Origin of the sequence: Ralstonia sp. R-29, from assembly GCF_049913345.1 — a bacterium.
In the GTDB taxonomy this organism is placed as follows: domain Bacteria; phylum Pseudomonadota; class Gammaproteobacteria; order Burkholderiales; family Burkholderiaceae; genus Ralstonia.
This window is the reverse complement of record NZ_CP184377.1, coordinates 2,430,708-2,456,913: the sequence shown is the minus strand read 5'-3', so window position 1 is coordinate 2,456,913 and position 26,206 is coordinate 2,430,708. Positions and strand designations below refer to the sequence as shown.

General features: G+C 65.5%; 29 protein-coding genes, 1 other RNA gene and 1 riboswitch. Of the genes, 14 read left to right on the top strand and 16 right to left on the bottom strand.

Annotation, left to right across the window (positions count from 1 at the left end; all coding sequences use genetic code 11):
• Positions 1–4 precede the first annotated feature (4 nt).
• Complete coding sequence (locus ACN9M1_RS11580; protein ID WP_426394498.1) at positions 5–1,021, bottom strand: zinc-dependent alcohol dehydrogenase family protein; 1,017 nt, start codon at positions 1,019–1,021, stop codon at positions 5–7.
• Between the two features lie 126 nt (positions 1,022–1,147).
• Between ACN9M1_RS11580 and ACN9M1_RS11575 the strand changes: the two genes are divergently transcribed.
• Entirely contained in the window at positions 1,148–2,044 is an 897-nt protein-coding gene (locus tag ACN9M1_RS11575; RefSeq protein ID WP_426394496.1) for a LysR family transcriptional regulator, read from the top strand.
• Between the two features lie 32 nt (positions 2,045–2,076).
• Positions 2,077–2,478 (top strand): 5-carboxymethyl-2-hydroxymuconate Delta-isomerase, encoded by a 402-nt coding sequence (locus ACN9M1_RS11570; protein WP_426394495.1) that lies wholly within the window; start codon positions 2,077–2,079, stop codon positions 2,476–2,478.
• 8 nt (positions 2,479–2,486) lie between these two features.
• Here ACN9M1_RS11570 and ACN9M1_RS11565 read toward each other — a convergent pair whose 3' ends face one another.
• The 3 genes from ACN9M1_RS11565 to lptF are packed head-to-tail and all read right to left on the bottom strand — an operon-like array spanning position 2,487 to position 5,181.
• Positions 2,487–2,858: a sirohydrochlorin chelatase gene (locus ACN9M1_RS11565; RefSeq protein ID WP_426394493.1), complete on the bottom strand. Its 372-nt coding sequence runs from the start codon at positions 2,856–2,858 to the stop codon at positions 2,487–2,489.
• Positions 2,858–4,051, bottom strand: a complete 1,194-nt coding sequence (lptG, locus tag ACN9M1_RS11560) for an LPS export ABC transporter permease LptG (RefSeq protein ID WP_426394492.1) — start codon at positions 4,049–4,051, stop codon at positions 2,858–2,860. The genes ACN9M1_RS11565 and lptG overlap by 1 nt, the downstream gene beginning before the upstream one ends.
• Positions 4,051–5,181 (bottom strand): LPS export ABC transporter permease LptF, encoded by a 1,131-nt coding sequence (gene lptF, locus ACN9M1_RS11555; RefSeq protein ID WP_426394491.1) that lies wholly within the window; start codon positions 5,179–5,181, stop codon positions 4,051–4,053. The genes lptG and lptF overlap by 1 nt, the downstream gene beginning before the upstream one ends.
• Positions 5,182–5,329: 148 nt before the next feature.
• On the opposite strand from lptF, the gene ACN9M1_RS11550 reads away from it, so the two are divergent.
• From ACN9M1_RS11550 to lgt, 4 genes are all read left to right on the top strand, one after another.
• On the top strand, positions 5,330–6,844 hold the full coding sequence (locus ACN9M1_RS11550) for a leucyl aminopeptidase (protein WP_426394489.1): 1,515 nt from the start codon (positions 5,330–5,332) through the stop codon (positions 6,842–6,844).
• Between the two features lie 22 nt (positions 6,845–6,866).
• Positions 6,867–7,295, top strand: coding sequence for a DNA polymerase III subunit chi (locus ACN9M1_RS11545; protein WP_426394487.1), 429 nt, complete (start codon positions 6,867–6,869; stop codon positions 7,293–7,295).
• Positions 7,292–7,705, top strand: a complete 414-nt coding sequence (locus tag ACN9M1_RS11540) for a DUF2486 family protein (RefSeq protein WP_426394486.1) — start codon at positions 7,292–7,294, stop codon at positions 7,703–7,705. The genes ACN9M1_RS11545 and ACN9M1_RS11540 overlap by 4 nt, the downstream gene beginning before the upstream one ends.
• 150 nt (positions 7,706–7,855) lie before the next feature.
• Entirely contained in the window at positions 7,856–8,761 is a 906-nt protein-coding gene (lgt, locus tag ACN9M1_RS11535) for a prolipoprotein diacylglyceryl transferase (protein WP_426394484.1), read from the top strand.
• 65 nt (positions 8,762–8,826) lie between these two features.
• On the opposite strand, the gene ACN9M1_RS11530 is transcribed toward lgt, so the two are convergent.
• From ACN9M1_RS11530 to ACN9M1_RS11510, 5 genes are all read right to left on the bottom strand, one after another.
• A complete protein-coding gene (locus ACN9M1_RS11530; RefSeq protein ID WP_426394482.1) occupies positions 8,827–9,543 on the bottom strand; it encodes an SIMPL domain-containing protein in 717 nt (238 codons plus the stop codon).
• 94 nt (positions 9,544–9,637) lie between these two features.
• On the bottom strand, positions 9,638–10,108 hold the full coding sequence (locus tag ACN9M1_RS11525; protein ID WP_426394480.1) for an EVE domain-containing protein: 471 nt from the start codon (positions 10,106–10,108) through the stop codon (positions 9,638–9,640).
• 153 nt (positions 10,109–10,261) lie between these two features.
• Positions 10,262–10,482: non-coding RNA, 6S RNA (ssrS, locus tag ACN9M1_RS11520), on the bottom strand.
• Positions 10,483–10,710: 228 nt separating this feature from the next.
• On the bottom strand, positions 10,711–11,028 hold the full coding sequence (locus ACN9M1_RS11515; protein WP_426394479.1) for a cell division protein ZapA: 318 nt from the start codon (positions 11,026–11,028) through the stop codon (positions 10,711–10,713).
• A gap of 2 nt (positions 11,029–11,030) precedes the next feature.
• On the bottom strand, positions 11,031–11,351 hold the full coding sequence (locus tag ACN9M1_RS11510; RefSeq protein ID WP_426394477.1) for a hypothetical protein: 321 nt from the start codon (positions 11,349–11,351) through the stop codon (positions 11,031–11,033).
• 146 nt (positions 11,352–11,497) lie between these two features.
• A riboswitch (cobalamin riboswitch) is annotated at positions 11,498–11,749 on the top strand.
• Positions 11,750–11,967: 218 nt separating this feature from the next.
• Here ACN9M1_RS11510 and ACN9M1_RS11505 point away from each other — a divergent pair.
• The 6 genes from ACN9M1_RS11505 to cobC are packed head-to-tail and all read left to right on the top strand — an operon-like array spanning position 11,968 to position 18,120.
• Positions 11,968–13,899, top strand: a complete 1,932-nt coding sequence (locus ACN9M1_RS11505) for a TonB-dependent receptor domain-containing protein (RefSeq protein ID WP_426394476.1) — start codon at positions 11,968–11,970, stop codon at positions 13,897–13,899.
• Positions 13,896–14,906 (top strand): FecCD family ABC transporter permease, encoded by a 1,011-nt coding sequence (locus tag ACN9M1_RS11500; protein WP_426394474.1) that lies wholly within the window; start codon positions 13,896–13,898, stop codon positions 14,904–14,906. Before ACN9M1_RS11505 ends, ACN9M1_RS11500 begins: the two co-directional genes overlap by 4 nt.
• Complete coding sequence (locus ACN9M1_RS11495) at positions 14,903–15,742, top strand: ABC transporter ATP-binding protein (protein WP_426394473.1); 840 nt, start codon at positions 14,903–14,905, stop codon at positions 15,740–15,742. Before ACN9M1_RS11500 ends, ACN9M1_RS11495 begins: the two co-directional genes overlap by 4 nt.
• Positions 15,729–16,784, top strand: coding sequence for a nicotinate-nucleotide--dimethylbenzimidazole phosphoribosyltransferase (cobT, locus tag ACN9M1_RS11490; protein WP_426394471.1), 1,056 nt, complete (start codon positions 15,729–15,731; stop codon positions 16,782–16,784). Before ACN9M1_RS11495 ends, cobT begins: the two co-directional genes overlap by 14 nt.
• Positions 16,781–17,551, top strand: coding sequence for an adenosylcobinamide-GDP ribazoletransferase (locus tag ACN9M1_RS11485; protein ID WP_426394469.1), 771 nt, complete (start codon positions 16,781–16,783; stop codon positions 17,549–17,551). The genes cobT and ACN9M1_RS11485 overlap by 4 nt, the downstream gene beginning before the upstream one ends.
• Complete coding sequence (gene cobC, locus ACN9M1_RS11480) at positions 17,536–18,120, top strand: alpha-ribazole phosphatase (RefSeq protein WP_426394467.1); 585 nt, start codon at positions 17,536–17,538, stop codon at positions 18,118–18,120. The genes ACN9M1_RS11485 and cobC overlap by 16 nt, the downstream gene beginning before the upstream one ends.
• A 16-nt stretch (positions 18,121–18,136) precedes the next feature.
• Here the strand turns inward: cobC and ACN9M1_RS11475 are convergent, their stop codons facing one another.
• From ACN9M1_RS11475 to cobU, 4 genes are read right to left on the bottom strand one after another with little or no spacing between them, the layout of a single operon-like run.
• Positions 18,137–19,084 carry a cobalamin-binding protein gene (locus tag ACN9M1_RS11475; protein ID WP_426394466.1) on the bottom strand — a complete coding sequence of 316 codons (948 nt, stop codon included), beginning with the start codon at positions 19,082–19,084 and terminating at the stop codon, positions 18,137–18,139.
• Positions 19,085–19,095: 11 nt separating this feature from the next.
• Positions 19,096–20,103 (bottom strand): threonine-phosphate decarboxylase CobD, encoded by a 1,008-nt coding sequence (gene cobD, locus ACN9M1_RS11470; RefSeq protein WP_426394464.1) that lies wholly within the window; start codon positions 20,101–20,103, stop codon positions 19,096–19,098.
• The gene (gene cbiB / locus ACN9M1_RS11465) at positions 20,100–21,035 is read right to left on the bottom strand and encodes an adenosylcobinamide-phosphate synthase CbiB (protein ID WP_426394462.1); all 936 of its coding nucleotides are present in this window, start codon (positions 21,033–21,035) and stop codon (positions 20,100–20,102) included. Before cbiB ends, cobD begins: the two co-directional genes overlap by 4 nt.
• Before the next feature lie 35 nt (positions 21,036–21,070).
• Positions 21,071–21,646 carry a bifunctional adenosylcobinamide kinase/adenosylcobinamide-phosphate guanylyltransferase gene (cobU, locus tag ACN9M1_RS11460; protein WP_426394461.1) on the bottom strand — a complete coding sequence of 192 codons (576 nt, stop codon included), beginning with the start codon at positions 21,644–21,646 and terminating at the stop codon, positions 21,071–21,073.
• Positions 21,647–21,695: 49 nt separating this feature from the next.
• On the opposite strand from cobU, the gene ACN9M1_RS11455 reads away from it, so the two are divergent.
• Positions 21,696–23,192 carry a cobyric acid synthase gene (locus ACN9M1_RS11455; protein ID WP_426394460.1) on the top strand — a complete coding sequence of 499 codons (1,497 nt, stop codon included), beginning with the start codon at positions 21,696–21,698 and terminating at the stop codon, positions 23,190–23,192.
• Between the two features lie 86 nt (positions 23,193–23,278).
• Positions 23,279–23,944, top strand: a complete 666-nt coding sequence (locus ACN9M1_RS11450; RefSeq protein WP_426394458.1) for an AAA family ATPase — start codon at positions 23,279–23,281, stop codon at positions 23,942–23,944.
• Between the two features lie 46 nt (positions 23,945–23,990).
• Here ACN9M1_RS11450 and panC read toward each other — a convergent pair whose 3' ends face one another.
• The 3 genes from panC to ACN9M1_RS11435 are packed head-to-tail and all read right to left on the bottom strand — an operon-like array spanning position 23,991 to position 25,995.
• Positions 23,991–24,842, bottom strand: a complete 852-nt coding sequence (gene panC / locus ACN9M1_RS11445) for a pantoate--beta-alanine ligase (RefSeq protein WP_426394456.1) — start codon at positions 24,840–24,842, stop codon at positions 23,991–23,993.
• A gap of 51 nt (positions 24,843–24,893) precedes the next feature.
• Positions 24,894–25,775: a segregation and condensation protein A gene (locus tag ACN9M1_RS11440; protein WP_426394454.1), complete on the bottom strand. Its 882-nt coding sequence runs from the start codon at positions 25,773–25,775 to the stop codon at positions 24,894–24,896.
• 31 nt (positions 25,776–25,806) lie between these two features.
• Positions 25,807–25,995: a DUF3460 family protein gene (locus ACN9M1_RS11435; RefSeq protein WP_426394453.1), complete on the bottom strand. Its 189-nt coding sequence runs from the start codon at positions 25,993–25,995 to the stop codon at positions 25,807–25,809.
• Positions 25,996–26,206 lie beyond the last annotated feature (211 nt).

Sequence of the window (26,206 nt, the reverse complement as noted above, 5' to 3'; positions counted from 1 at the left end):
CGGTTCAAAACGCCAGCGCCAGCTTTCCAAAGACGTTCCCAGCTTCCATCATGCGGAACGCCTCCGGTGCGTTCTGCCAAGGCAGCACCTGATCGACGATCGGGTGCAAGCCGTTCACCGCCAGCGCCCGGTTCATCGCTTCGAACGACGCCCGCGAGCCGACCGACGCAGGCCGGATCACCGCCTTGCGCGCAAAGATCTCCAACGGACTCACGCTGCCTTCGCGCCCGGCCAGATAGCCGACTAGGTGGATCTGCCCGCCCACGCGCAGCGCCTTCAACGAGCGCTGTAGCGTCCCGCCACCACCCACTTCGATGACGTGATCGACGCCGCGGCCATCCGTGCGCGCGAGCACGGCTTCGTGCCAGTCAGGCGTGGTGCGGTAGTTAATCGTGTCGGATGCGGGCACGCCCAGCGTCTGCACGCGTTCCAACTTTGCATCGCTGCTCGACAGCACGAGAGGGCGCGCCCCGGCCATCAGCGCAAACTGCACCGCGAACATCGACACACCGCCCGTGCCTTGCACGAGCACGGTCTCGCCCGGCTGCAGGCTGCCCGCTTCGATCAGGCAATGCCACGCGGTTAGGCCGGCGCAGGGCAGGGTGGCGGCTTCGGCGTCGCTCAGGTGGGGCGGCACGACCACCGCGCCACCCGCGTCGAGGCGCATGGTGTCCGCCAGCCACCCGTCGATGGGGCCGCCGAGCATGCGGCGCGTATCGGCGTTGCAGAAATCGCCGCCATCCCAGCGCTGCCAGAACGTGCCGGCGACACGGTCGCCAAGGCGCACGCGCGTGACGTTTCGGCCGACGTCAACCACCTCGCCCACGCCGTCCGACAGCGGAATCAGCGGTAACGGAAAGCGTGTGAAAAACGTGCCGGAGACGATCTCCAGGTCGCGGTAATTGAGCGACGCGGCGCGGGTGCGCACGATGATTTCGTCGGGGCCGGGCGTGGGGTCGTCGCGCTCGACGGTGCGCAGGGCGTCGATGCCGTAGCCGTCGGTCAATGCCAAAGCTTTCATGGTGTTCTCGCGGTGGGAGTGAAGGAAAACGCAAGGCGAAAGGCCTATGGCGATACTGTGGCGCGTCACTTAATATGAATCCAATTCAATTTGTTCAGGCCGAACATAACAATTGGGAATGTCGTCATGCTGGAGGAAATGCGTACCTTCGTGCTGTTGGCGCAGACCGGCTCGATTGCCCGTGTGGCTGAGCGCCTGCCGCTCACGCAGCCAGCCGTCACCAAGCAGATTCAGCGGCTGGAGCGCGCGCTCGATACCGTGTTGTTTGATCGACGCGTCAAGCCGTTCCGGCTCACGGCGGAAGGCGAGGCAGTGCTGGCACGCTGCCGCACCATCGTTGGCGAGTTCGAAGCGCTACGGGGCAGCGTGCGCGCCAGCGGTGAACCTGAAGGCGTGCTGCGCGTAGGTGTGAGCCACGCGGTGGGCGATGCCCGGTTTGCGCGGCTGCTGTCGGGGGTGCGGGAGCGCTATCCGGCCGTGTCATTCCGGCTGAGCTGCGAATGGGGTGGTGTGCTGCGCGAGCGCCTCAAACGCGCCGAACTCGATGTGGCGCTATGGCTGGCGCCGTCCGGTGCGCGAGGTCACCACACGGATGCGGACATCCGCGTCATCGGTACCGAACCCGTCGGCCTGATTGCCGCGCCGGCGCGTAAGCTGCCGCACGCGCTGTCGATGGCGCAGGTGCGGGACGAGGCCTGGGTGCTCAACCCCGCCGGCTGCGAGATGCGGGCCTGGCTGCTGGGCCGTTACGAGGCCGATCGCCTGACGCCAAACGTGGCCGCCGAGGTGCAATCCGTGCCGTTGCAGCACGCGTTGGTGGCCGAGGGTTTTGGATTGGGGTTTGCGCCTGTGCGGCTGATTGGCGCCCAGATTGCCGAGGGGGCGCTGTCCCTGCATCGGCTGGCATCGGCGCCGGCCGAGTGGGATGTCTGCGTTCAACGTGCCCCGTCGCTTGGCCGTTTGGCGCGGGTAGTGGATGCACTCGAGACGGCGCTGTCCACTGAAGGCGCTGTGGCGCGTTAATCACCTCATCCCATCTTCCGAATGCCCCTGCGATGCCGCACATCATCATTGAATACACCGCCAATGTCGAAGCGGATGCGCGCATTCCGGAGCTGATGCGCGTGGTCAATGACGTCCTCATCGGCCATGCGAATGCGTTTCCCATCGGCGGCATCCGCACGCGTGCTTTGCGGCTGGAGCACTATCGGATGGCCGACGGCGCGGAAGACGACGCGTTCATCCACGTGACGTTCCGCATCAAGGCGGGCCGGCCCAAAGCGGTGACAGGGCCGGTCTGTGCGGAGATGTTCGGGGCCATGCGTGCACATCTCGCAGACGTGTTCGCGCGCCGCTACCTCGGGCTGACGCTGGAGCTGGTGGAGTTCGATACCCACGGCTTTCACGTCGAGAACAACGTGCACGCGCGTTTTGCACGCGTCGCCGAGCCGCAGTAAGAGATCGCTCAGCCGAGCTGGCGCACGCAGTAACCGGCGATGGCGTCGAGCACGGCATCGTCCTCGCCCACGGCATCTGCGCAGCGGATGGAGAGGGAGGGGTGAGCCTGCGCACACTGCGCAACCAGTGCGGGCAGATCGCGCCGCAAATGGCCGCCCTGGCCGAAGAACACGGGTATGACGGTGACGCTTTGCGCGCCACCGGCGGCCAGATCGTCAATCGTGCCCGGCAGATCGGGCATCATCAATTCGAGAAAGGCGAGGCGGACGTCGACGCCCGGTTGCTGAGCAGAGAGCCGCTCTTTCAAGCGATCAAACGGCTCGCGCCAGCGGGCATCACGCGCGCCGTGCGCAAACAGAACGAGCGCGCGCGTAGCCATCAGTGGCGCTCCACCCAGCGCAGCGATACCAGTGCGAGCGCGAGATACAAGGCGCCCGGCACGATCGCGGTAAAGATGGCCGGCCACGTATTGAGCAGGCCCACGTGCGAGAACAGGTTGTTCACCAACTGGAACGACAGACCCAGCATGATGCCGCCGAACACCTTCAGGCCGACCGCGCCGGCACGCGCATGCAGATACGCAAAGGGCAGGGCCAGCGCCATCATCACCAGCACGGTGAAGGGGTAGACCACCTTCTTCCACAGGGCGATCTCGTAGCGCTGCGTGTCCTGCTTGTTGTCGCGCAGGTGGCGGATGTACTGGAACAGGTCGAGCGTGGCCATGCGGTCAGGCGTCACCATCAGCACGGAGAGGATCTGCGGCGTGAGCTCGGAGCGCATCTCCTGTTGCGGCAGCTTGACCTGCTCGCCACGGAAATCGGGGGCCAGTGCATCGGGTGCGCCCGGCACGGCCTGGACCGTGTCTTGCGGCGTCACCGAGCCGGCTTTGCGCGGGAACTCGATAAAGTGCGTTTCGGTAACGTCGCTCAATTGCCAGTTCTGGTGCCCTTGATAGCGCGCTTGCTGCGCCACGCGAATCGAACTCAGCCGGTAGTCCGCATCGAATTCATAGATGCGCAGGCCTTTGATGGACTGATCCGGCTGCAGGCTGCCCACGTTGACGAAACGCGTGACTTCGCCGCCGCTGCCGTCCGCCTTGGCGGGGCCACGGTCCTTCACCCACACGCCCGAGCGGAACCCCGCCGACACCGTCGCGCCCAGCGCTTCCAGGCGAACCTTCTGCGCGTATTCCTCCGCCTTGGGGCCGATGAATTCACCGAAGATGTACGTCACCAGTGCCAGCGGCAGCGCAATCTTGAACAGCGACAGCAGCGCACGCTTGGTGTCGAGCCCTGCTACGCGGAAGATCGTGAACTCCGACTGGCTCGCCATCTGCGAGAACACGTAGATGGCGCTGATGAGCGCTGCCACCGGAATCACTTCATACACGCGCGTCGGCGCTTGCAGCATCACGTGGAAGAAGGCGATCAGCGTGGTGTAGCGTCCGACCACCGAGCCCAACTCACCCAGCATGTCGAAGAAGATGAACAGCGCCAGCACCGCAAACAGGATGAAGACGAACACGCCGTAGATCTGGCGCGCGAAGTACTTCTCGTAGACCGGCATCTTCATCACGCACCCGCCTTGGTTTGTGCCGATCGGGGCGCAAAGCCCAGCAGGGCGAAGATGCCCTTCAGGCCCGCTGCGCTGTAATGGCGGAAGCGGAACAGCAGCATCGCGCAGATGAAGGCCGCCAAGTGGATGGGCCACCAGGCCATGAAGACGTTCATCTTGCCCTGCGAGACCCACGCCTGCGACAGGTTCAGCAGGTTCGAATACGTCAGGTAGATCAGTACGGCAAAGATCATGGGCGTGTAACGACCCAGACGCGGGTTGACGTAGGCCAGCGGAATGGCGATCAGCACGAAGTTCAGCGCCAGCAGCGGCAGGCCGATGCGCCAGACCAGTTCGCCGAGGTTTTCGGGCGTCGGGTTGCTGAGCAGGTCCGCCGTCGAGCGGCTCTTGGTCGGCAGGTTGGCGTCGGTCTGTGGCGGCTTGTTGGCCACCTTGACACCGTATTTGTCGAATTCGACGATGCGGTAGTCGAGCTTGCCGGGCGTGCCTTCATAGCGGCGGCCCTTGTCGAGCACCACGAAGCGGTCACCGTTGGGCGTGGTCGTGAACTCGCCCGTCTTGGCCAGCGCTACGCCGATCTTGTCCTGTTCCGCGTTGGCGACGAACAGGTTGCGGGCGTGCTTCATGCCGTTATCGACGCCCTCGATGAACAGCACGTAGTTGCCGTGCGCGGGCTCGATGAAGCGGCCGGCGGAGATCATCGACAGCACATCGCGCTGCTCGAAGCGGTCACGGAACAGCGCGCTCTGCTGGTTGGCCCACGGCCAGCCGAACAGCGCCAGCAGCGCCACCAGCACGATGAACGGCAGCGAAAAGCGCAGCACCGGGCGGATGAAATCCGTCAGGCTGATACCGGAGGTGAACCACACCACCATCTCGGAATCCTTGTACCAGCGCGTGAGCACCAGCAGCACCGAGATGAACAGCGTGGCGCACAAGAGAATCGCAAGATAGCCCAGCGAGGCCAGGCCGATGAGGAGCAGGACGTCGTTCGGGTTGGCTTCGCCGTTGGCAGCCATGCCGAGAATGCGGATCACCAGAGTGGTCAGCATGAACGTCAGCAGCACGAGGAAGACGGCGCCGGCGGTGAAGGACAGCTCGCGTCGCAGGGCTTGTTCGAAAATCATGCGGATGCTGGAAGGGTGGGCGAGGTCTAGACCCAGGTTGGGACCGCAGTTGGGACGATAGGTGCCCCATCTGGGTTCCATCGGAGCCCCCGCGCAAAATCGCGGATAATGTGGGCTTTCGTTGACTCGCCTCATAGAGAGAAGCGCGATGGAATTTAGCACAAAAGCCCTGGACTGGGCCAAAGCGGGCGCCCTGGCGGCCAAGAGCGATTGCCTCGTGATCGGTCTGTTCGAGTCGCAGACCCTGGCCGGCGCCGCCAAGGCGCTGGACGTGGCCACCAAGGGCCTGGTCACCCGCCTGATCAAGCTGGGCGACTTTGAAGGCAAGCGCGGCACGTCGCTGCTGCTGCACGAAGTGGCCGGCGTGGGCGCCGCCCGCGTGCTGCTGGTCGGCCTCGGCAAGGAAGCCGACTTCACCGACCGCGCCTACGCCGAAGCCGTGCGCACCGCACTGCGCGCGCTGGCCGGCACCAAAGCCGCCAACGTGACGTGGACGCTCACGGAGCACGCTGCGCGCGACAAGGACACCGCCTGGGCCGTGCTGACCGCCGTCACGCTCATCCGCGAAACCAGCTACCGCTTCATCGAGCGCCACCCAGAACTCAAGAGCAAGCGCGACAAGAACGGCGCCTCCAGCAGCCTGCGCAAGGTCGTGCTGGCCGTGCCGGCGGCGGACGCCAAAGCCGCCAGCGTGGCCGCCGCGCGCGGCACCGCCATCGCCAACGGCATGGACCTGACGCGTGACCTGGGCAACCTGCCGTCCAACATTTGCACGCCGACGTACCTGGCCAACACCGCCCGCAAGATCGCCAAGGATTTCAAGCTGAAGGTCGAGGTGCTCGGCCGCAAGCAGATCGAAGCCCTGAAGATGGGCGCCTTCCTGGCCGTGACCAAGGGCAGCGAAGAGCCGCCGCAGTTCATCGTGCTGCGCTACGAAGGTGGCCCCGCCAAGCAGGCGCCGGTGGTGCTGGTCGGCAAGGGCATCACGTTTGATACGGGTGGCATCTCGCTCAAGCCCGGCGAGGGCATGGACGAGATGAAGTACGACATGTGCGGCGCGGCCTCGGTGCTGGGCACGCTGCGTGCCGTGGCCGAGATGGGTCTCAAGCAGAACGTCATCGCCGTGGTGCCGACCTGCGAGAACATGCCCAGCGGCATCGCTACCAAGCCGGGCGACGTGGTCACCAGCATGTCGGGCCAGACCATCGAGATTCTGAACACCGACGCCGAAGGCCGCCTGATCCTGTGCGACGCGCTGACCTACGTGGAGCGCTTCAAGCCGGCCGTGGTGATCGACGTGGCAACGCTCACGGGCGCCTGCATCATCGCGCTCGGCCACATCAACACGGGCATGTACGCCCGCAGCGATGCACTGGCGGATGCGTTGACCGCCGCGGGCAAGCAATCGCTCGACACCGCCTGGCGCATGCCGCTGGACGAGGAGTACCAGGAGCAGCTCAAGTCCAACTTTGCCGACATGGGCAATATCGGCGGCCGCCCGGCCGGCAGCGTAACGGCCGCCTGCTTCCTGGCGCGCTTTACCGAGAAGTACGACTGGGCCCACCTAGACATCGCTGGTACCGCCTGGAAGAGCGGCGCGGCCAAGGGCGCCACGGGCCGCCCGGTGCCGCTGCTGACGCGCTTCCTGATGGACCGCGGTTGATCAATCCGAGGCGAAGCACCGTATGACCCGCGTCGATTTCCACAGCAACGTGCCCGGCAAGCTGGCCTACGCCTGCCGGCTCGTGCGCAAGGCTTACGGCGCGGGCCAGAAAGTGATCGTGGTGGGCGATCCAGCGGCGCTGCAAGCGTTCGACACGCAGTTGTGGACCTTCAGTCAGCTCGATTTCCTGCCGCACTGTGGCCTGCGGCAGCCGCTGGCTGACCAGACCCCCATCCTGCTGGCCGACGTTTCCGAGCCGCTGGACGACGCCCCGCATCACGACATCCTCGTCAATCTGTCGAGCGAGCCGCCGCCGCTGTTTGCGCGCTTCGAGCGGCTGATCGAAATTGTCGGTGACGACGATGCAGACCGCGCCGCCGCAAGAGACCGCTTCCGCTTCTACCGCGATCGGGGCTATCCGATCCAACACCACGACGTGGGGCGCGCATGAACGATCCCAAATCGCACGCGGACAACAACATCCCCGTTCTGACGGAAATCGTCGACCTGGATGACACCACGCCGGTGGCCGCGCCGGTTGCAACGCCGGCTGCGCATGCACAATCTGCCGATGGGGTTCCGCCCCCGCTGCGCGAGCAGGGCCTGGCGCCAACTTCCGCCATGCCGCCCGCCGGCACCGATGCCGCGCGCGTCATGGGCCACGTGATGTGGCGCTTCCAAACCGAATGGCCGGCGCTGATTGAAACGCAATGCCGCGAGGCGCTGGAGTCGCGCCTGTCGCTGCTGACCGAGCAACTGGCGGCGGACCTCACCCGCACGCTGGAAGCACGCTTGATGGAGTGGCTTGGCGCCGCGCTGGAAGACGCGCTCTCGACGCACCGGCACACGCCGCAGCGCTGACACCATTCCCGGCTATCATGCCGCGCACAGCGGCGGGGATGCCTCCACGCGCACCGTGATGCAACCTGCCGCGGAGCGTCGTGGTCTACCTCCAACGCGCTACGCCGACCCGGTCATCGGGCACGAACACTTAACCTGACCCCCGGATTCATGCTCATCCATCCGCAATTTGACCCTGTCGCCCTGCATCTCGGGCCGCTCGCCATCCGCTGGTACGGCCTGATGTATCTGGCGGCATTCATCATGTTCCTGTGGTTCGGCCGGCTGCGCACGCGCCAGTCGCACATCGCCGCCGAAGGTTGGACCAGCCGCGATCTCGACGACATGCTGTTCTACGGCGTGCTCGGTGTGATCCTGGGCGGGCGCTTGGGTTACGTGCTGTTTTACAAGGCCGATTGGTACTTCGCCCACCCGCTCGACATCTTCAAGGTGTGGGAGGGCGGCATGGCCTTCCACGGCGGCTTCCTCGGGGTGGTCATTGCGATGATGGTGTATGCGCGCATGCGTGGCCGCTCGTGGATGCAGGTGACGGACTTCATCGCGCCGATGGTGCCGTGCGGCCTCGCAGCGGGGCGCCTGGGCAACTTCATCAACGGCGAGCTGTGGGGGCGTGTGTCATCGCCCAACCTGCCGTGGGCCGTGATGTTCCCGCAGGCCCAGGGCGAAGATCGCGAGTGGCTGCTTTCGCATGCGCAGCAGGCGGTCACGAGTGGTGTGCAGGCCGTGTTCGACCAGTACCACATGCTGCCGCGCCATCCGTCGCAGCTCTACCAGTTCGCGGGCGAGGGCGTACTGTTCTTCATCCTGCTGTGGCTGTATGCGCGCAAGCCTCGGCCGATGGGCGCGGTGTCGGGTGCGTTTCTGCTCGGCTACGGCGTGTTCCGCTTCGCCGCTGAATTTGCGCGCGAGCCGGACAACTTCCTCGGCCTGCTCGCGGCAAACCTGTCGATGGGCCAGTGGCTGTCTCTACCGATGATCCTGGCGGGTATTGCGATGCTGGTGTGGGCTTACCGACGCGCCCGTCGTGACGGCACAAACGCGCAGGCACACGCCTGACGCGGCATCGATGCAAAGAAAAAGCCACCGAACTTCGGTGGCTTTTTTCATGAGCGCGTGGCCGCTTATTTGAGCATTTGCACTGCGCCGGACACTGTCACCGTCACTTGTGCTTTGCCGCCTTCGATGGGCACCGGTGCCGAATCAAACGACGCTGGCGCCGCTGCCATCCGCGCCATCATCGGGCGTGGGCCCGGGTTGTTGCTGCCCTCGCTCACGTGTACGTCGCGGATCGTATAGCTCGTGTAGCCGAACAGCTTGGTGGTCGCCAGCGCCTTGTCGCGGAAGGCGCTTACCGCCTGGTCGATCAGCTTGGCTTCTGCTGCAGTGCGTGCCTCGCGCGAGAGCGTGAAGTTGACGTTCTGCACCTGCATCTGGTTGGCCAGTTGGCCCGCCAGCTTGGAGGCCGCCGCAAAGTCCTTCGACGTGATGCGCACTTCAGCGCGGCCGCGCCAGACGCTGATCTTGCCGTTGCGATCGGTGTTCGGATAGATGTTGAAGCCGCCCGTTTCCGCCTGTACCCCCGACGTGCGCTTGGCCTGCGAGATGACATCGTCCGCCTTGCGCGACAGCGCGGTGGAGATCGCACCCGGGTCCGCGCCTTCCTGCTCGGCACCCAGCGTGAGGGTGACGGTGTCGGTGGGCACTTCTGCCACGGCCTGCGCGTCCAGCGACAGTACGCCTGAATGCGCGCCCGAATGGTTCGTCTCCGGTGCGGCTTGTGCGAAAGCAGTCGTCATCATTGCAGTCCCCAAAATAGTTGCGGCCAAGACGGACTTCATTGTGTTCTCCCAGAAAAGCAATGTGATGCGTCTGACCGGCGCCTAGGCGCATCGTTCATCACGTTTGTAACAAAACCCATCGCGAGTGGGCGATTCACTCAGGATCGCGCATCAATTTGGTGGTGATGTAGCGCCATTGCGCTGGCGTGACCGGCGTGATCGACAAGCGGTTGCCGCGCTGGAGTACCGTCATGTCGGCGAGCGGCTCCTGCGCGCGCAGTGTGGGCAGGTCGATCAGCGCGCATTTGCGCACGAACTTCACGTCGACGAGCATCCAGCGCGGCGCTTCAGGCTTGGATGCTGGATCGTGATAGTGGCTCTTGGCGTCGAACTGGGTGGGGTCGGGGTAGCTGGTGGAGCAAACTTCCGCCAGCCCCGCGATGCCCGGTTGCGGACATGAGGAGTGATAGAACAGCACGCCGTCGCCGATACGCATGCGGTCGCGCATGAAGTTGCGCGCTTGATAATTGCGCACTCCGGTCCAGGGAAGGGTGCCTTCGGTTTGCAGCGTATCGATGCTGGCCTCGTCGGGCTCGGACTTCATCAACCAGTATTGGGCGGCCATCGGGAGGGGCGTACGGGCGGCGACGGAAGTGACGGTGTGCGCAGCATAGCAACACCGCTAGGGCCTTGCCATTGGCGACGCGGCCAACGCGGACACGCCGGCAGCGCGCAAAGAAAAAGGCGGTAGCGCACGTACATGCACTACCGCCTTTGTTGGGTCCCCACCTTGGCCGCTAGACCCGCATCCTGAACCCAAGTGAGGTTCAGAGTGGCAGCGGAAGCCGCATTTTGGGTACATCACCGGCACAGGGAGCACACGACTTGCGTCGCACGCTATGCGCTGGAAGACGCGCTCGCCCACACGGCATATCCCGCACCAAGCAAATGCTTATCGGTTCAAGGAATTAATGGCCATGGCGAACCAGGCAGGGAAACTGTCAGACGCATCACCACGAGGGGCCATGATGATGCGTCTGAGAGATTCATTGCAGGCAACCGGTTTGCTGACCCTGTAGCCGCTAAAGCCTTATGCTGTAAGGGTTTGCGGGAGCTGGCCGGTAGCCATTGGGTGACACTATACACCCCTTCGCATCCGAACCCAAGCCCGGATGCGATCCGGTTACAAAGACGTTGTGTTGCGTCAATTGACGGGTGAAAGGCCGCTTAAATGGCTTCTCCGTACTGACGCAGGGCCTCGTCGGCGCGGGCGTTCAGTTCGACCAGTTTGGCGCGGATGGAGTCGATCGGCAGGGCGGCATCGGAGGCGGCCTGGCGCTGCATCGAGAGCAGGTCCGATGCGATGCTGATGGCGGCCATGACGGCGATGCGCTCGATGCCCTTGGTGTTCGAGCCGTTCTTGATGCGCGTCATCTGGTTGTCGACCATGGCGGCGGCTTCACGCAGCGCGGCTTCGTTGTCGGCAGAGACGGCAAACTTGTAGGCCTGCCCGGCGATGTTCACTTCAATTTGCTTGCTGCTCATGCTCAGGACTCCGAGTGCGGGGCGGGGGCGGGCGTCGCGTCTTCGGCGCCGGCGGCCTGGCCGAGGAGGTCAAGCTGGCGGGCATCGGTGGCCGTGGGCAGCTTGTCGAGAATCGATTGGATGCGCAGTTGCGCTTCTTCGATCTTGGCATTGAGCACGCTGCGATCGGCGACCATGGCGTCGCGTTCGGTCTTGGAGACTTCGGCTTCTGCGGTCAGCCGCTCGACTTCTGCGCGCAGGCGCTGGTTCTCGGCGGCAAGCGCATCGGCGTGACGGAGCACGCGCGCGAACTTGTCGGCAAGGTGTTCGAGTTCGTTCAGCATTGGGTGTCAATCAGAATCGAGTGGGGGGATTTTAGCCGATCGTTGCTGTTGCGCCTGTCCTCCATATGGATGCGCGAAGCCAGGCGGCAAAGGGGTGACGGGATAAACACAACGCGCGGCCGGGCTGTTGGGTGGACCTTTTCCGGTAAACTGCCCGGCGTCCTGGTGCTCGCAGCACCATCTGCAGTTAAACGGGAAGCAGGGAGCGCCCACCCTAAGTGACGCGCCAACCTGCGCTGCCCCCGCAACGGTAAGCGAATGTCGCGTGTGCCCGCCATCTCTCGCAAGAAGAGGAGGGCGCCGCGCGGATTGTCCAGACAGCCACTGTTTCCTCGGGAATGGGAAGGCGGACAGGCCGCTTCGCCAGCCCGGATACCGGCCAGGACGGTGGATCTCAACGAACCAGTCCACGATCCTACTGCGCGGCCCGATCTTGGCCCTGCGATGCTCGCCGCACTCATGTACGGCTGCGCTTCTCGGGCCAATCTCGGACCGCTCGCGACGGATCATGAACCGGTTCTGAGCCGATGTGTGACCTGGGAGGGAACCGCATCGAGATCCTGCTGCCAACGACCTGCGGGGGAACGGGTCCGGCTGATGCTTCTTTCTTTTCAACATGAGCTTGATAACAAAGCGGCCACTCTGGAAGACCCAGACGGCCACGCGCGCGCTTGCCAGCGCGCTGACGGGGGTTCTGGCGGGTGCGGTTGCACCTGCCCTGGCACAAACCAACACCCAGACGGCAGCCACGCCGGTGGGTGAACTCAATCCGACGGTGGTGACGGCGTCACGGAGCGAGCAGCGCTTGTCCGACGCGCTGCCGCACACCACGGTCATCAGCCGTGCGGACATCGAGCGTTCGCAACCACCCGATGCCGTAACGCTGTTGCGCCGCGAGGCCGGCGTCGAGATTGCGCAGAGCGGCGGCCCGGGCGCGACCGCCAGCCTCTTCATGCGCGGCGCAAATTCCAACCAAACGCTGATTCTGATTGACGGCGTGCGCGTGAGTTCCGGTACGCTGGGCACTACGCAGATCGCGCAGCTGATGGCCGACCAGATCGACCATATCGAGATCGTGCGCGGTAACGTGTCGGCGCTCTATGGCTCGGACGCGATCGGTGGTGTGGTGCAGATCTTCACGCGCAACGGCCGTGGGCATGCGCCGCTGGCCAATGCGGAGATTGAGTATGGTGCGCGCAACACGAAGCGTGCACAGGCGGGCATCAGCGGCTCGCTGGGCGAGGGCGGCGATACGTCGTTTGCGGTGTCGGTGTCGGAACTCAAGACGACAGGCTTCTCGAGCATCAACCCACAGCAGGCGCCCAAGGCCAACCCGAACGACAACTACTACACGAACAAGAGCGTGTCGGCGCAGTTGTCGCATCGGTTCTCTGCGGACTGGCAGGCGGGGCTGACGTACTTCCAGACTTGGGGTGACGTCAGCTACGACAACGCCGGCTTCGGGAGCAAGCAGACCGACATCAACATCGCGCACAACCAAGTGCGTTCGATGTCGGCCTACGTGGATGGCAAGATCTCGCAGGATTGGAAGACGCGCCTGACGCTCTCGCAAGGCGACGACAAGAACCTCAACTTTAAGAACACGGTACAGAACGGGCGCTTCAACACGCGCACCCAGCAGGCGAGCTGGCAGAACGATTGGGCGTTCATGCCCGAACAGTTGCTTAAGATGGGCCTGGAGCTCGCGCAGACCAATATCGACAGTGATGCGTATGACGCGCCATCGCGCCGTGTCGACTCGGGCTACGTGGGCTACGAGGGCAAGTTTGGTCCGCACCAGTTGCAGTTGAACCTGCGCCGTGACCGCTACTCGGATTTCGGCAGCGCCAACAGCTATTACGCGGGTTACGGCTTCGCATTCACCCCGCAGTGGAAGGCCGTGGCGAGCCTGAGCAACGCGTTCCGTGCGCCAACGTTCAACGATCTGTACTTCCCCAACTACGGCAACCCGAACGTGCAGCCTGAGAAAGCACGCTCGGTGGAAGGGGGCGTGGAATACAGCGGCGCGATCGGCTTGGTACGTATGACGGTGTTCGAGACCGACTACAGCAACCTCATTACCTCGCAGTGTGATGCTGCGTTCAACTGCACCGCCGCTAACGTGAACCGCGCGCGGGTGAACGGGCTGGAAACCTCGTACCGCGGTGCGATCTATGGCGTGGATGTGCGTGCCAGCTTTACCATGCAGAACCCGCAGGACTTGTCGGCCACGCCGAACCAGGTGCTGCCGCGCCGTGCGCGGCACTTCGGTAGCGTGTATCTGGGCAAGACCTTCGGGTCGTTCTCCGCGGGTGCGGAATGGAACGCGAGCGGCGATCGGCGCGATTCGTCGTTCTCGTCCAACGTGATGGGCGGTTATGGCACGGTGAATCTGATGGGTCGTTATCAAATCACGCCGGATTGGGCGCTGTCGGCGCGCTTAGAGAACCTGTTCAACAAGAGCTACCAGACGGCCTATAGCTACAACACACCGTCGCGTGGGGTGTTCTTCACGCTGTCGTGGCAACAGCACGAACCGAAACGATGAGCACACCTGCACTGCCCGCACGCGGCTTTGCCTGGCGACTGTGGTCGCTGCTGGCGCTCGCGTGCGTGGTGGTGCTGGTGGCATCGTTGATGCTCGGCAGCGTGAGGTTGTCGCCCGCCGAGGTCTGGCGGGCTTTGGTTGGCGGTGGTGATGGCTTGGCTGCAGGCATCGTCACCGAGTTGCGCCTGCCGCGTGCAGGTGCCGCCTTTGCTGCTGGCGGGCTGCTGGCCTTTGCGGGGGCGTTGATGCAGATGCTGTTGCGCAATCCGCTGGCCGATCCGTATGTGCTGGGGGTGTCCGGCGGCGGGGCGGTGGCGGCGCTTACGGCGATGCTGTTTTCGCTGCCGTGGTGGGGCGTGCAAGCCAGCGCTGGTGCGGGGGCATTGCTGTCGATGGCGCTGGTGGCCGCGTTGGCGCGTCAGCACCTGTGGCGCGGCGAGCCGGGCGAGGCGAACGCACGTTTGCTGCTGGGCGGCGTGGTAATGGCCTCTGGCTGGGTCGGGTTGATTACGTTGATTTTGACCGTTGCGCCTGAGAACAAGCTGCGCGGCATGATTTTCTGGATGGTCGGCGACCTCGGTGGCGCCGATCGTTATGTGGGTGCGTTGGTTGCGCTCGCTGCAGCGGTGGCCGTGGTGCTGCCGCATGCGCGTGATCTGAACGTGCTGCTGACGGGCGAGACGCGCGCCCGCGCCCTGGGCGTGCCCGTGGCGCGCGTGCGGGCGTTGATCTACGTGGTCGCCTCGCTGTGCACTGCGGTGGCGGTAACGATTGCCGGCTCCGTCGCCTTTGTCGGCCTGCTGGTGCCGCACATGGTGCGCCTGGCGTGGACGCGCGACGTGCGCATCCACCTGCCTGCCACGGCGATGGCGGGCGGCGGTCTGCTGATGCTCGCGGACCTGATCGCCCGCACGCTGATGGCCCCGACGCAACTGCCCGTGGGCGTGATCACCACCATGCTGGGCGTGCCGACGTTTCTCTACCTGCTGATGCGGAGTGGGCGATGAGCTGGCTGCGCCGTGTGCCCACGCCCGACGTATTCGCGCACATGGACGCGCCGCCTGAACTCGCGCTGCATGATCTGCGTGTCACCGTGGATGGGCGAGTGTTGATTGAGCGCTTGTCGATGACGGCTACTGCCGGCCAGCTCTGGTGCGTTGTCGGCCCAAACGGCGCGGGCAAATCGACGTGGCTTTCCGTGCTGGCAGGCCTGCGCGCGCCGGATGGCGGCAGCGTCACGCTCGACGGCATGCCGCTTGCCGACTGGCCCGCGTTGCCGATGGCCCGCCGGCGGGCGTTCTTGCCGCAGACGCTGCATGACACCTTCCCGATCACCGTGGTCGACGCGGTGATGACGGGCCGCCACCCGCACCTCGCGCGCTGGGAGTGGGAGGGCGATGCCGATGCACACGCTGTTGATGCAGCACTGTCCGCGCTGCAGTTGCAGTCGCTGGCCCAGCGTGACGTACGCACGCTCTCCGGCGGCGAGCGCCAGCGCGTGGCCATGGCGGCCGTGGTGGCGCAGGATGCGCGCGTGCTGTTGCTCGACGAGCCCGTCGCACACCTCGACTTGCATCAACAGATTGCCGTGCTCCGCCTGCTGCGTGAAGGCTGTCGCAAGCACGGCTGGCTGGTGGTGCTGACGGTGCACGATTTGAATCTGGCGCATCGCTTCGGCACGCATGCCTTGTTGATGGACGGCGAAGGCCACACGATTGCTGGCCCCGCCGCCAATGTACTCACGCCCGAACACTGCGCGCGCGTGCTACGCACGCCCATTGTCGAGGTGGCGGACGGCCACCGCACGGCGCTGATTCCGGATGATCCCGATGACGATGTCTGACATGCAAATCCCTTCCTTTGATCCGACGCTGAACACCCGCTTGCGGGCGATTGTGGATAGCAAGACCAAACCGCTGGGTGCGCTGGGCCGGCTGGAAGCGCTGGCGGTGCAGATCGGCCTGATCCAAAACACCGAATCGCCGGTGCTCACGCGCCCGGCCACGGTGGTCTTTGCCGCAGACCACGGCATCGCGCACGCGGGGGTGAGCGCTTATCCGCAGGCGGTGACCGCACAGATGGTGCTCAACTTCATCGCAGGCGGCGCGGCCATCAACGTGTTCTGTCGTCAGCATGGGTTTGCGCTGGAAGTGGTGAACGCCGGCGTGGCGGCACCACTGTGGACGCCCGATACGCCGGGCCTGGTCGATGCGCCCATCGGCCCCGGCACACGCAACTTTGCCGAGCAGCCCGCCATGACCGCCGACGAGCGCGACCGTGCCATGGCACTCGGCGCGCAACGTGTGGCCCACCACGCGGGGCGGGGCACCAACGTCATCGCGCTGGGCGAAATGGGCATCGCCAACACGGCTGCCGCCGCGTGCCTGATGGCGCGTTTGTGCGAGCTGCCGGTAGCGCAATGCGTTGGACGCGGCACAGGGTTGGATGATGACGGCGTGGCCCACAAGCGCGCCGTGCTGGAGGCTGCGCTGGCCAAACATGCCGACGCGCGCGCGCCGCTGGACGTGCTGGCCTGCGTTGGCGGGTTCGAAATCGCGGCGATGGTGGGCGCAGTGATTGAGGCAGCGCAGCGGCGCATGGTCATCCTCGTCGATGGGTTTATTGCGACGGCGGCGGTCCTGGTGGCAGCGCGTGTGGCGCCCGATGTGCTGCGCTTCTGCGTGTTCGGTCACGCGTCGGATGAGCGCGGGCATCGTGCGCTGCTGGAGGTGCTGGATGCGCGGCCGCTGCTGTCGTTGTCATTGCGTTTGGGCGAGGGGACCGGCGCGGTACTTGCGTATCCGCTCGTCGTGTCGGCGGTGGCATTCCTGCGCGAGATGGCGACGTTTGCCAGCGCAGGCGTGAGCGAGCGCTCGGCGTCATGAGCGCCCTGCGAGAGCACTGGCAGGCGTTGTGGACGGCGGTCGGGTATTTCACCCGCATCCCCGTACCGGCGTCGGTGGGGTTCTCGCAAGCGGGTTTGAATCGCGCGGCGCGTTACTTTCCGTTGATCGGCTGGCTGGTCGGGACGGGGGCCGCTGCGGTGTATTGGCTGGTGTCGCACACGGCGCCGGCGGCGGGCGTGGCGGTGGCCGTGTCGATGGTGGCTACGCTGTTGTTGACGGGCGCCTTCCACGAAGATGGCCTGGCCGATTGCGCCGATGGTTTTGGCGGCGGCTACACGCCCGAAGACCGGCTGCGCATCATGCACGACTCGCGCATCGGCGCGTTCGGGGCCATTGCGGTGTGTATGACGCTGCTGCTCAAATGGCAACTGCTGACGGCGATGGCGCCGCACGGGTTGGCGATCCTCGCCGCGATGGTGGCGGCCCATGCCGCGAGCCGCGCCGCCGCTGTCAGCTATTTGCTCACGCACGATTACGTGCGCGCTGAGGGCAAGGCCAAGCCCGTCGCACAACGCATGCGTTGGAGCGATGCGCTGTGGGCGGGTGTCTTCGGCGTCGCGCCGTTGTTGTGGTTTGGGTGGGTGTGCGCGGTGCTTGTCGTTATCGGACTGATCATCGCGCGCTGGCTCCTGGGCCGGTACTTCGTGCGCCGCATTGGCGGCATCACGGGCGATTGCCTGGGGATGGCGCAGCAAGTGTTCGAGTTGCTGATTCTGTGGGGGCTGTTGGCATGGATTTCATCCTGATCCGCCACGCGCGGCCCGCCATGACGGCCGGCCTCTGCTATGGCCGCACCGATCTGCCGTTGGAGGAGCCGATGGACCCGCATCCCTCGGCCATCGTCGACAAACTCAGCGCGCATCCGCCACACCGTTTGCTGGCCAGCCCGCTGCAACGCAGTCACCTGACGGCGCAGGCGATCGCGCAGGCGGCCGAATTGCCACCGATCGAGATCGAGGCACAATTGATGGAGCTCGATTTCGGCACCTGGGAAGGCTGCCAGTGGGACGACATCCCCCGCGCAGAAATCGACCGCTGGGCGCGTGACCTCGTGCATGGCAATCCGCATGGCGGGGAATCGGCAGCGGAGTTGCTGGCTCGCGTGACGACGTGGGCGGATGCCGTGGCAAGCGCGCCCGCGCCCGACTCGTGCGTCTGGGCGGTGACGCATGCAGGGTGCATGCGCGCGTTGGCAGCGTATTGGTTGCAGCGCCCGCTGGCGGAGACGCTGCAATGGCCGCTGCAATGGGGCGGGGCCTGCGGCTTTCGCGTGCAGCCGGGCGGCGTGCCGGTCTTGCTGTTCTGGAACCGTTGATGCGGATGCGGATCGGTTAGTGGCGCGCCGCGTTCGCGGCTTGCGTGCCCAGGCGGCGCGTGCGTGCCAGTTCCAGGTCTTCACACAACTGCGCGGCAGCATCGACGAGGCGCGGGCCGAAGCGGTTCATCAGATCGCCATTGATGCTGAACAAGTTGCCGCGCTGCACGGCCAGCAGGCGCGGCCAGCGCTTCCACCCGTCGAGCGTGTCGATGGGGCGATTGCCTTGCGTGGCGCCCATGCTGGCCGTCAGCAACACTTCGGGGTTGGCGGCAATGACGGCCTCGGTCGACACGGTGGGCACCAGCAGCGGCTCGCTGGCGAACACATTGCGCCCACCGCACAGGGCAAGCATGTCCGAGAAGATGTGCTGGCCGTTGAGCGTCATCAGCGGCTGTTCCCAAACCTGATAGAACACCGACACTGGCGGCCGGCTCGCATAACGATTGCGCAGCGTGTCAACGCGTTGGCGGAATTGCTGGGCGGCGTCGTGGGCGCTGGCGCGGGTGTCGAGCAGCGTGCCGAGCGCCTCAATCGAGCGGGGAATATCGCCCATGCGATGCGGCTCAGAGAAGAACAGCGGAATGCCCAGCGCGCGCAGACGATCAATCTGCTTTTGCGCATTCCCGTGGCGCCAGACCACGACGAGATCGGGCTTGAGGGCGGCAATACGCTCCAGGTCGAGCGAGCGGTTGTCACCCACGTGGGGAATGTCGCGCGCGGGCGGCGGGTAGTCGCTGTAGCTCACGGTACCGACGATGCGCGCGCCGCCGCCCGCTGCAAACAGCAACTCAGTTGCGTGCGGCGCCAGGCTAACAATGCGCTGTGCCGGGCGTTGGAGCGTGACGGTGGCACCGCTGTCATCGTTGACGGAAATGGCGGCAAGCGCCGGTGCCGTAGCGAGCAACGCAGCCAAGCCAAGCGCGGCCACATGGCCGGCAAGACGGGAAAGACGGACGATCATCAAGGGGACGGTCAAACGGAATGCGACAGCGATGCTAACGCATCGCCAAGGCGTTGCCATCCGGGTTCATCCGCAGGCAAACCGAAGCGCAGTCCGGCCATGGGGGCATCGAAGCGGCGCGTCCAGACGCCCCGGCGCGCCAGGCTTGCGTGCAGCGTGGGTGCGTGTGCTGTGGGTGCCCAGGCAAAGAGCGGCGTCGCGGCGTTCGGCAGACCGTGGCGATCCAGCAACGTGTGCAGCCTCGCGCCCTCGCACTGCAGGCGATGGCGGGTTGCCGCCTGCCAGGCAGTATCCGCCAGGGCTGCGCGTACGACGGCGCGAGCGGGGCCGTTGACGGTCCAGTGCCCCAACGCATCACGCAGCGCCGCCAGCACATCGGGCGCCCCCAGCACGAAGCCGATGCGGGCGCCGGCCAGCCCATAGAACTTGCCGATCGAGCGCAGCACGACAAGCCCGGGCGTGCCCGCCAAAGGCGCAAGCGTTGGGCCCGTGTCGAAGGCCTCGACGAACGCTTCGTCCACGATCAACGTGCCACCGCGCGCGTGCAGGCGCGCATGCCAGTCGCGCAATCGCTCGGCCGGTAACAGGCGCGCAGTCGGGTTGTTCGGGTTGACGACGACGAGGTGGCGGACGTTGTCAGGCAGGTCGCCCAAGAAGGCGGATTCGGGCAACGGCACAACATCGTGCCCGGCGCGTGCAAAGGCGGGCGCGTATTCGCTGTAGCCGACTTGCGCCACGCCGACGCGGCCGTGCGGCAACAGGGCCGGCAGTGCACGAATGGCCGCCTGCGAGCCCGCAACGGCCAGCACGGCGCGCGCATCGCTCACGCCGTAGTGCGTGGCAGCCTGTGCCTCCAAGCCATCGTCTTCGGGCAAGCGCAGCCATGCGTCCGAGGGAATCGGCGGGACGGGATAGCCGCGCGGGTTGATACCGGTCGACAAATCCAGCCAGCCACCGGCAGGTTCCCCATATAGCGCGCGCGCGGTCGCAAGATTGCCGCCATGGACGATGCCGCTCATGGCAAGCCCCGTACGATGGCCGCGGCGAGCATCAGCACACCGAGCCACAGCCACAACGTGCGTGACACCAGCGTCAGCGCGCGGGTGATGTCTTCCGCGATTGCGGGTTCGCCGGTGCCCAATACGGGGCGCGCTTCGTCCACGCCTTCATAGCGCGCCGTGCCGCCCAGCCGCACACGCAAACTGCCCGCACCGGCGGCCATGACGGGGCCGGCATTCGGGCTGGACCATTGCGGCGCCTGCCTGCGCCAGCAGCGCAGTGCATCGGCAGTTTGGCCAAGTAGGGCATAGCTCATCGCCGTTAGTCGCGCGGGAACCCAGTTGAGAACGTCGTCGATGCGCGCTGCCGCCCAGCCGAAACCGGTGAAGCGCGCATTGCGGTACCCCCACATCGCGTCGAGCGTGTTGGCGAGCCGGTACAGCACCACGCCTGGCGCGCCGGCCACGACCAGCCAGAACAGTGGTGCGAAGATGGCGTCGCTGCCGTTTTCCAGTGCGGATTCCACGGCGGCGCGGGCGATGGGTTCATCGGTTGCCTGTGAGAGATCGCGTGAGACGATGCGTGAAGCGAGGGCGCGCGCGCGGGGCAAATCCGCATCACGCAGCGCATGTGCAATCGGCGCGATGTGGTCGTGCAGGCTGCGCGCGCCGATGGCGAAATACAGTGCGATGGCGTCGAGCGCGACCACCAACCATGGGGAGGCGCTCCACACCGAGACGAGAAGCCATACCGCCAGCAACACGAACGGCAACACGGTGATCGCCCACGCCGTCAGCCCGATGAGGCGCGACCACGCCAGCGCGCCAGGCCGGCGGTTCATGGCGCGTTCCACGGCGATGGCGACGCGACCGAAGCAGACTAGGGGATGCCAGCGCGGGACTTCGCCGAACATCCGATCGAGCAGCACACCCGCCAGCGCGGCCAGCGCCACGAGTGGCCATCCTAAGTCGAACACCCCGCCCAGACTCACGATGCCGTGCCGAGCGCCGGCCCTTTGACCACCATTGGGATGCCGGCCACGAGCAAGTGCACATTGTCGGCCAGCGCGGCCAGGCGCTGGTTCAAGCGGCCGAGTTCATCGACATAGAAGCGCGTGATGGCGCCCATCGGCACCACGCCCAGGCCGATCTCGTTGCTCACGAGGATGACCTCGCCGGGCAGGAGCGGCAGCGCGGTCAGGAGCGCGTCGATTTCAGCCGTCCACGCTTCAGGCGGCGTGATAAGACCGGTTTCCGGATATTCGTGATGCCCGGAGAAGAGCAGGTTGTTGAGCCACAGCGTGATGCAGTCCACCAGCACGCAGCCCCCGTGCTGCGCGTGCGTGTACAGCGCCTCGGCCAGGCGCGCGGGTTCTTCAACCAGGGCCCAGTGCTCGGGGCGACGTGCACGGTGCAGGGCCACGCGCAACTGCATCTCTTCATCGCCCTCGCGCGCGGTGGCGATGTACGTGACCGGCCCGGCGCACTGCAGGGCGAGTTGTTCAGCGTGGTGGCTTTTGCCCGAGCGGGCACCACCGAGGACGAGTGTGAGACGGCGTGACATCCCGCTATTTTAGCCGTGAGCCGATGGTCTCGAATGCGATAATCCGCGCATGTCGAAGCCTCCGTTTTCTGTGCCGGCGCCCACGTGGCGGGGCACGCTGATGATCCAGGGCACCACGTCCGACGCCGGCAAGAGCACGGTGGTCGCCGGGTTGTGCCGCGTCGCGCATCGCGCCGGTGTACGCGTGGCCCCGTTCAAGCCGCAGAACATGGCGCTCAACAGCGCCGTCACCGCAGATGGCGGAGAGATCGGCCGTGCGCAGGCGTTGCAGGCGCAGGCCGCCGGCCTTGCGCCCACGGTCGACATGAACCCCGTGCTGCTCAAGCCCAACAGCGACACCGGCGCACAGGTCATCATCCACGGCCAGCCGCGCTGCGACCTGAATGCGCGTGCGTATCACGCCTACAAGCCGACCGCCATGGCTGCCGTGCTGGAGTCGCACACGCGCCTGCGCGCGCAATACGACCTCGTGCTCGTCGAAGGCGCCGGCAGCCCGGCCGAGATCAACCTGCGCGACCGCGACATCGCCAACATGGGCTTTGCGGAAGCGGTGGATTGCCCGGTGGTGCTCGTCGCGGACATTGATCGGGGTGGTGTCTTTGCTCACCTCGTGGGCACGCTCGCCTGCCTGTCGGACAGCGAACGCGCGCGCGTGTCCGGCTTCATCATCAACCGGTTTCGCGGCGACATTTCGCTGCTGACGCCGGGGCTCGACTGGCTGACCGCGCAGACAGGCAAGCCGGTGTTGGGGGTGCTGCCCTATCTGCAGGGCTTGCATCTCGACGCGGAAGACGCTGTGCAGACATCGCAGCGCGCTGCTGCAGGCGACGCGCTGCGCGTGGTCATTCCGGTGTTGCCGCGCGTGTCCAACCACACCGATTTCGACGCGCTGCGCGCACACCCGCAAGTGGACGTCCGCTTGATCGGCCCCGGCCAGCCGATTCCGCCTGCCGACCTCATCATCCTGCCCGGCAGCAAGAGCGTGCAGGCGGACCTTGCCTGGCTGCGCGCCAACGGCTGGGAAGCGGCCATCGCGCGGCACCTGCGTTATGGCGGCAAGCTGATCGGCATTTGCGGTGGCATGCAGATGCTCGGGCGCCGCCTGCACGATCCGCAGGGCCTGGAGGGCGCACCCGGCAGCATCGATGGCCTCGGCTATCTGGACTTCGAGACCACGCTGGAAGCCGCCAAGCAACTGCGTCAGGTGCGCGGCAAATTAGCGGAAGGCGGCGCAGCCATCCACGGCTATGAAATCCACATGGGCGTGACCGATGGACCCGCGCTCGCGCGGCCGGCTGTGCTGGTGGACGATGGCCGTGCGGATGGCGCCATCTCCGCCGATGGGCAAATTCTTGCCACCTACCTGCACGGGCTGTTCGATGCGCCTGAAGCTTGCCGCGCATTGCTTGCCTGGGCCGGCGTGGCGGATGCTCGGGCGCAGGACTACGCCGCCCTGCGCGAAGCCTCGCTCGAACGCCTGGCGGACATGTGCGAGGCGCACCTTGACCTCACCGCGCTGTTCGGCGCACTGCCACGTGCGGGCTGAGCCATAATTACTGGATGGATAGAATCGTCGAGTGATGAATTCGACACACGGTTCAGCGATCGCGCGATGTGGACAAGGAGGCAGGCATGCCGGTGGCCGTTGTAGCGAATCCGAAGGGCGGGGTGGGCAAAACCACGTTGGCGACCAATCTGGCCGGCTACTTTGCCGCGCAGGACCACGCCGTCATGTTGGGCGATACCGATCGCCAGCAGTCCTCCCGGGAGTGGCTGGCCTTGCGGCCCGAGACCGCCAAGCCCATCCGCACGTGGGAAATCAACGCCGACCACATCGCCAAGCCGCCCAAGGGCACCACGCACGTGGTGCTCGACACGCCGGCCGGGCTGCACGGCTGGCGGCTGACCGACCTCATCAAACTGTCGGACCACGTGATCGTGCCGCTGCAGCCGTCGATGTTCGACATCCTTGCTACGCAGACCTTCCTGCGCAAACTGGCCGATGAGAAGCCCATCCGTCACGGCGACGTCAAGCTGGGCGTGGTCGGCATGCGTGTGGACATGCGCACCCGCGCCGCAGAACAACTGCAGCGCTTCGTGCAGGGGTTGGAGGTGCCGATCCTCGGTTATCTGCGCGACACCCAGAACTACGTGCAATTGGCCGCGCATGGCCTGACGCTGTGGGACGTGGCGCCATCACGCGTGGCAAAGGACGTGGAGCAGTGGGGCGGCATCCTCGATTGGTTGGGGGATGCGCCTCCGCAAACCGTGCCAGCCGAGACGTCGGCGGCCGCATGAAAAAAGCCCGGCAATTGCCGGGCTTTGTCGTTGGGCGATGCCTCGCTCAAATCTCGAGGTTATCGATCAGGCGCGTTTTGCCGAGCTTGGCGGCGGTCAGCACCACCAGCGGCTCGCCTGCGGCGATGTTGTCCGGGGTCGGCACTTGCAGGTCGGAGCGGCGGCGCACTGCCACGTAGTCCGGCTGCCAGCCGCGGCCACGCAGATAGTCCATTGCCTTGTTGGTCACCTCTTCGTGCGAGGCTTGGCCTTGGAGCACGGTCTCCAGCACGTCCTGGCGGACCTGGTGCAGCGTGCGGTACAGCTCAGGCGCCTCGGCGCGTTCATCGCTGGAGAGATAGGCGTTGCGCGACGACAGCGCCAGGCCATCTTCCGCGCGCACCGTCTCCGCCGGGATGATGTCAACCGGCAGTGCAAACTGATGGGCCATGCGGCGCACGATCATCAACTGCTGGTAGTCCTTCTTGCCGAACACCGCCACGCGCGGCTGCACGCAGCAGAACAGCTTCATCACCACTGTGCACACGCCCTTGAAGAAGCCGGGGCGGAATTCGCCTTCAAGCGTGTCGCCCAGGTCGTGCGGCGGCTCGACGCGGTATTCCTGCGGCTCGGGGTACATGTCGCGCTCGGTGGGTGCGAACAGCACGTACACGCCTTCCTTCTGCAGCTTTTCGATGTCGTCTTGCAGGGTGCGCGGGTATTTATCGAAGTCTTCGTTCGGGCCGAACTGCAGGCGGTTCACGAAGATGGATGCCACCACCGGGTCGCCATGCTGGCGCGCCAGGCGCATCAGGCTGAGGTGGCCCTCATGCAGGTTGCCCATGGTCGGCACGAAGGCGACGCGATTCTGGCCGCGCAGCTGGTCGCGCAGTTCCTGGATGGACGAGATGACTTTCATGCAGTGTGGTGGTGAGCTAACGCCTAATGTCGGCCAATGACGTAGGCCGAATTACGTCGGTGAATAGGCAAGGCGCACGTAGATGGGCGCGTACGGTTCGGCCTGGGTGATCTCGAGCAGCGATTCGCGCGAGAGCTCCAGCATGGCGACAAAGTTGACCACCACGATGGGCGCGCCCTTGCCCGACTGGATCGCTTCTTCAAACAGCTCGGTGAACTCCATGAACCGCGCGTGCTGCAGCTTGCGCAGGATCTGGCTCATGTGCTCGCGCACGGACAGTTCCTCGCGCGAGATCTTGTGGTGCTGCGTAAGTTTGGCCCGGCGCAGCACGTCGGCCCACGCCACGCGTAGGTCGTCGGAATTGACGTCGGGGTAGCGCGGCGCGAGGCTCTGCTCGATGTAGACCTGTGCGCGCAGGAAGTCGCGGCCGAGCTGCGGCAGCGTATCGAGCTTCTGCGCGGCGAGTTTCATCTGCTCGTATTCGAGCAGGCGGCGCACCAGTTCGGCGCGCGGGTCTTCGGGTTCTTCGCCGGAGTCGGTCTTCTTGACCGGCAGCAGCATGCGCGACTTGATCTCGATCAGCATAGCCGCCATCAGCAGGTATTCGGCAGCCAGCTCCAGGTTGGTCGCGCGGATCTGCTCGATGTAGGCCAGGTACTGCCGCGTGACCTGCGCCAGCGGAATGTCCAGCACATTGAAGTTCTGGCGGCGGATCAGATACAGCAGCAAATCCAGCGGGCCTTCAAACGCTTCGAGAAAGACCTCGAGCGCGTCGGGCGGGATGTACAGATCCTGCGGGAGCTTGAACAGCGGCTCGCCATAGAGCCGTGCAAAGGCGAGGCCGTCGACCTGCGCGGGCGTGGAGTCCTGATCGGGCCCCACGCTGGGCAGCTCGACGGGCAGCGGCAGCTTGTCCTGCGCGGTGGTGGTCATGCGGCGATGCGCCTGGGAACCCGTTGGCCGATCAGTCCAGCGAGTAGACGTACGGCTTTTGCGGCACGCGGGCGGTCTTGGCGCGTGCGCGCTCTTCCAGGTCGATCGGGTCCTTGTCCCACAGCAGGGCACGACCTTGGCGCTGTTGCGTTTCCAGGTCGGGCTTCTGGGTCTTGAGTTCTTCCAGGAACTGGGTGATCTCGGACTTGTACAGGGCCATGGCAGTCGGTGAGGTTGGGTGATCTTGCCCGCACGGGAACGTTCCGGGCGGAAAACAGCGCATTTTACCGTATTGGCCGACGGGCACGGCCCCTGCGAAGGCATTCGGATTGGTCTGAAAGGACCTCTCTGTTGCATTTGCCTGGGCACCCGTCAGGACCGGTATGGTCAAATACGGCTTCTTTCCGACTCAGCCGGCCCACGGGGCGGCG

Excerpts from the sequence above, each read along its gene's own strand:
- ACN9M1_RS11440 (WP_426394454.1), bottom strand. The coding sequence starts at position 25,775 with ATGACCACCACCGCGCAGGACAAGCTGCCGCTGCCCGTCGAGCTGCCC.
- ACN9M1_RS11510 (WP_426394477.1), bottom strand. The coding sequence starts at position 11,351 with ATGCTGAACGAACTCGAACACCTTGCCGACAAGTTCGCGCGCGTGCTC.
- lptF (WP_426394491.1), bottom strand. The coding sequence starts at position 5,181 with ATGATTTTCGAACAAGCCCTGCGACGCGAGCTGTCCTTCACCGCCGGC.
- ACN9M1_RS11435 (WP_426394453.1), bottom strand. The coding sequence starts at position 25,995 with ATGGCCCTGTACAAGTCCGAGATCACCCAGTTCCTGGAAGAACTCAAG.
- ACN9M1_RS11550 (WP_426394489.1), top strand. The coding sequence starts at position 5,330 with ATGGAATTTAGCACAAAAGCCCTGGACTGGGCCAAAGCGGGCGCCCTG.
- cobC (WP_426394467.1), top strand. The coding sequence starts at position 17,536 with ATGGATTTCATCCTGATCCGCCACGCGCGGCCCGCCATGACGGCCGGC.
- ACN9M1_RS11505 (WP_426394476.1), top strand. The coding sequence starts at position 11,968 with ATGAGCTTGATAACAAAGCGGCCACTCTGGAAGACCCAGACGGCCACG.
- ACN9M1_RS11565 (WP_426394493.1), bottom strand. The coding sequence starts at position 2,858 with ATGGCTACGCGCGCGCTCGTTCTGTTTGCGCACGGCGCGCGTGATGCC.
- ACN9M1_RS11525 (WP_426394480.1), bottom strand. The coding sequence starts at position 10,108 with ATGGCCGCCCAATACTGGTTGATGAAGTCCGAGCCCGACGAGGCCAGC.
- cobU (WP_426394461.1), bottom strand. The coding sequence starts at position 21,646 with ATGTCACGCCGTCTCACACTCGTCCTCGGTGGTGCCCGCTCGGGCAAA.
- cobT (WP_426394471.1), top strand. The coding sequence starts at position 15,729 with ATGACGATGTCTGACATGCAAATCCCTTCCTTTGATCCGACGCTGAAC.
- ACN9M1_RS11580 (WP_426394498.1), bottom strand. The coding sequence starts at position 1,021 with ATGAAAGCTTTGGCATTGACCGACGGCTACGGCATCGACGCCCTGCGC.
- ACN9M1_RS11545 (WP_426394487.1), top strand. The coding sequence starts at position 6,867 with ATGACCCGCGTCGATTTCCACAGCAACGTGCCCGGCAAGCTGGCCTAC.
- ACN9M1_RS11485 (WP_426394469.1), top strand. The coding sequence starts at position 16,781 with ATGAGCGCCCTGCGAGAGCACTGGCAGGCGTTGTGGACGGCGGTCGGG.
- lgt (WP_426394484.1), top strand. The coding sequence starts at position 7,856 with ATGCTCATCCATCCGCAATTTGACCCTGTCGCCCTGCATCTCGGGCCG.
- ACN9M1_RS11475 (WP_426394466.1), bottom strand. The coding sequence starts at position 19,084 with ATGATCGTCCGTCTTTCCCGTCTTGCCGGCCATGTGGCCGCGCTTGGC.
- ACN9M1_RS11575 (WP_426394496.1), top strand. The coding sequence starts at position 1,148 with ATGCTGGAGGAAATGCGTACCTTCGTGCTGTTGGCGCAGACCGGCTCG.
- ACN9M1_RS11515 (WP_426394479.1), bottom strand. The coding sequence starts at position 11,028 with ATGAGCAGCAAGCAAATTGAAGTGAACATCGCCGGGCAGGCCTACAAG.
- ACN9M1_RS11455 (WP_426394460.1), top strand. The coding sequence starts at position 21,696 with ATGTCGAAGCCTCCGTTTTCTGTGCCGGCGCCCACGTGGCGGGGCACG.
- ACN9M1_RS11570 (WP_426394495.1), top strand. The coding sequence starts at position 2,077 with ATGCCGCACATCATCATTGAATACACCGCCAATGTCGAAGCGGATGCG.
- panC (WP_426394456.1), bottom strand. The coding sequence starts at position 24,842 with ATGAAAGTCATCTCGTCCATCCAGGAACTGCGCGACCAGCTGCGCGGC.
- ACN9M1_RS11540 (WP_426394486.1), top strand. The coding sequence starts at position 7,292 with ATGAACGATCCCAAATCGCACGCGGACAACAACATCCCCGTTCTGACG.
- ACN9M1_RS11495 (WP_426394473.1), top strand. The coding sequence starts at position 14,903 with ATGAGCTGGCTGCGCCGTGTGCCCACGCCCGACGTATTCGCGCACATG.
- ACN9M1_RS11500 (WP_426394474.1), top strand. The coding sequence starts at position 13,896 with ATGAGCACACCTGCACTGCCCGCACGCGGCTTTGCCTGGCGACTGTGG.
- ACN9M1_RS11530 (WP_426394482.1), bottom strand. The coding sequence starts at position 9,543 with ATGAAGTCCGTCTTGGCCGCAACTATTTTGGGGACTGCAATGATGACG.
- lptG (WP_426394492.1), bottom strand. The coding sequence starts at position 4,051 with ATGAAGATGCCGGTCTACGAGAAGTACTTCGCGCGCCAGATCTACGGC.
- cobD (WP_426394464.1), bottom strand. The coding sequence starts at position 20,103 with ATGAGCGGCATCGTCCATGGCGGCAATCTTGCGACCGCGCGCGCGCTA.
- ACN9M1_RS11450 (WP_426394458.1), top strand. The coding sequence starts at position 23,279 with ATGCCGGTGGCCGTTGTAGCGAATCCGAAGGGCGGGGTGGGCAAAACC.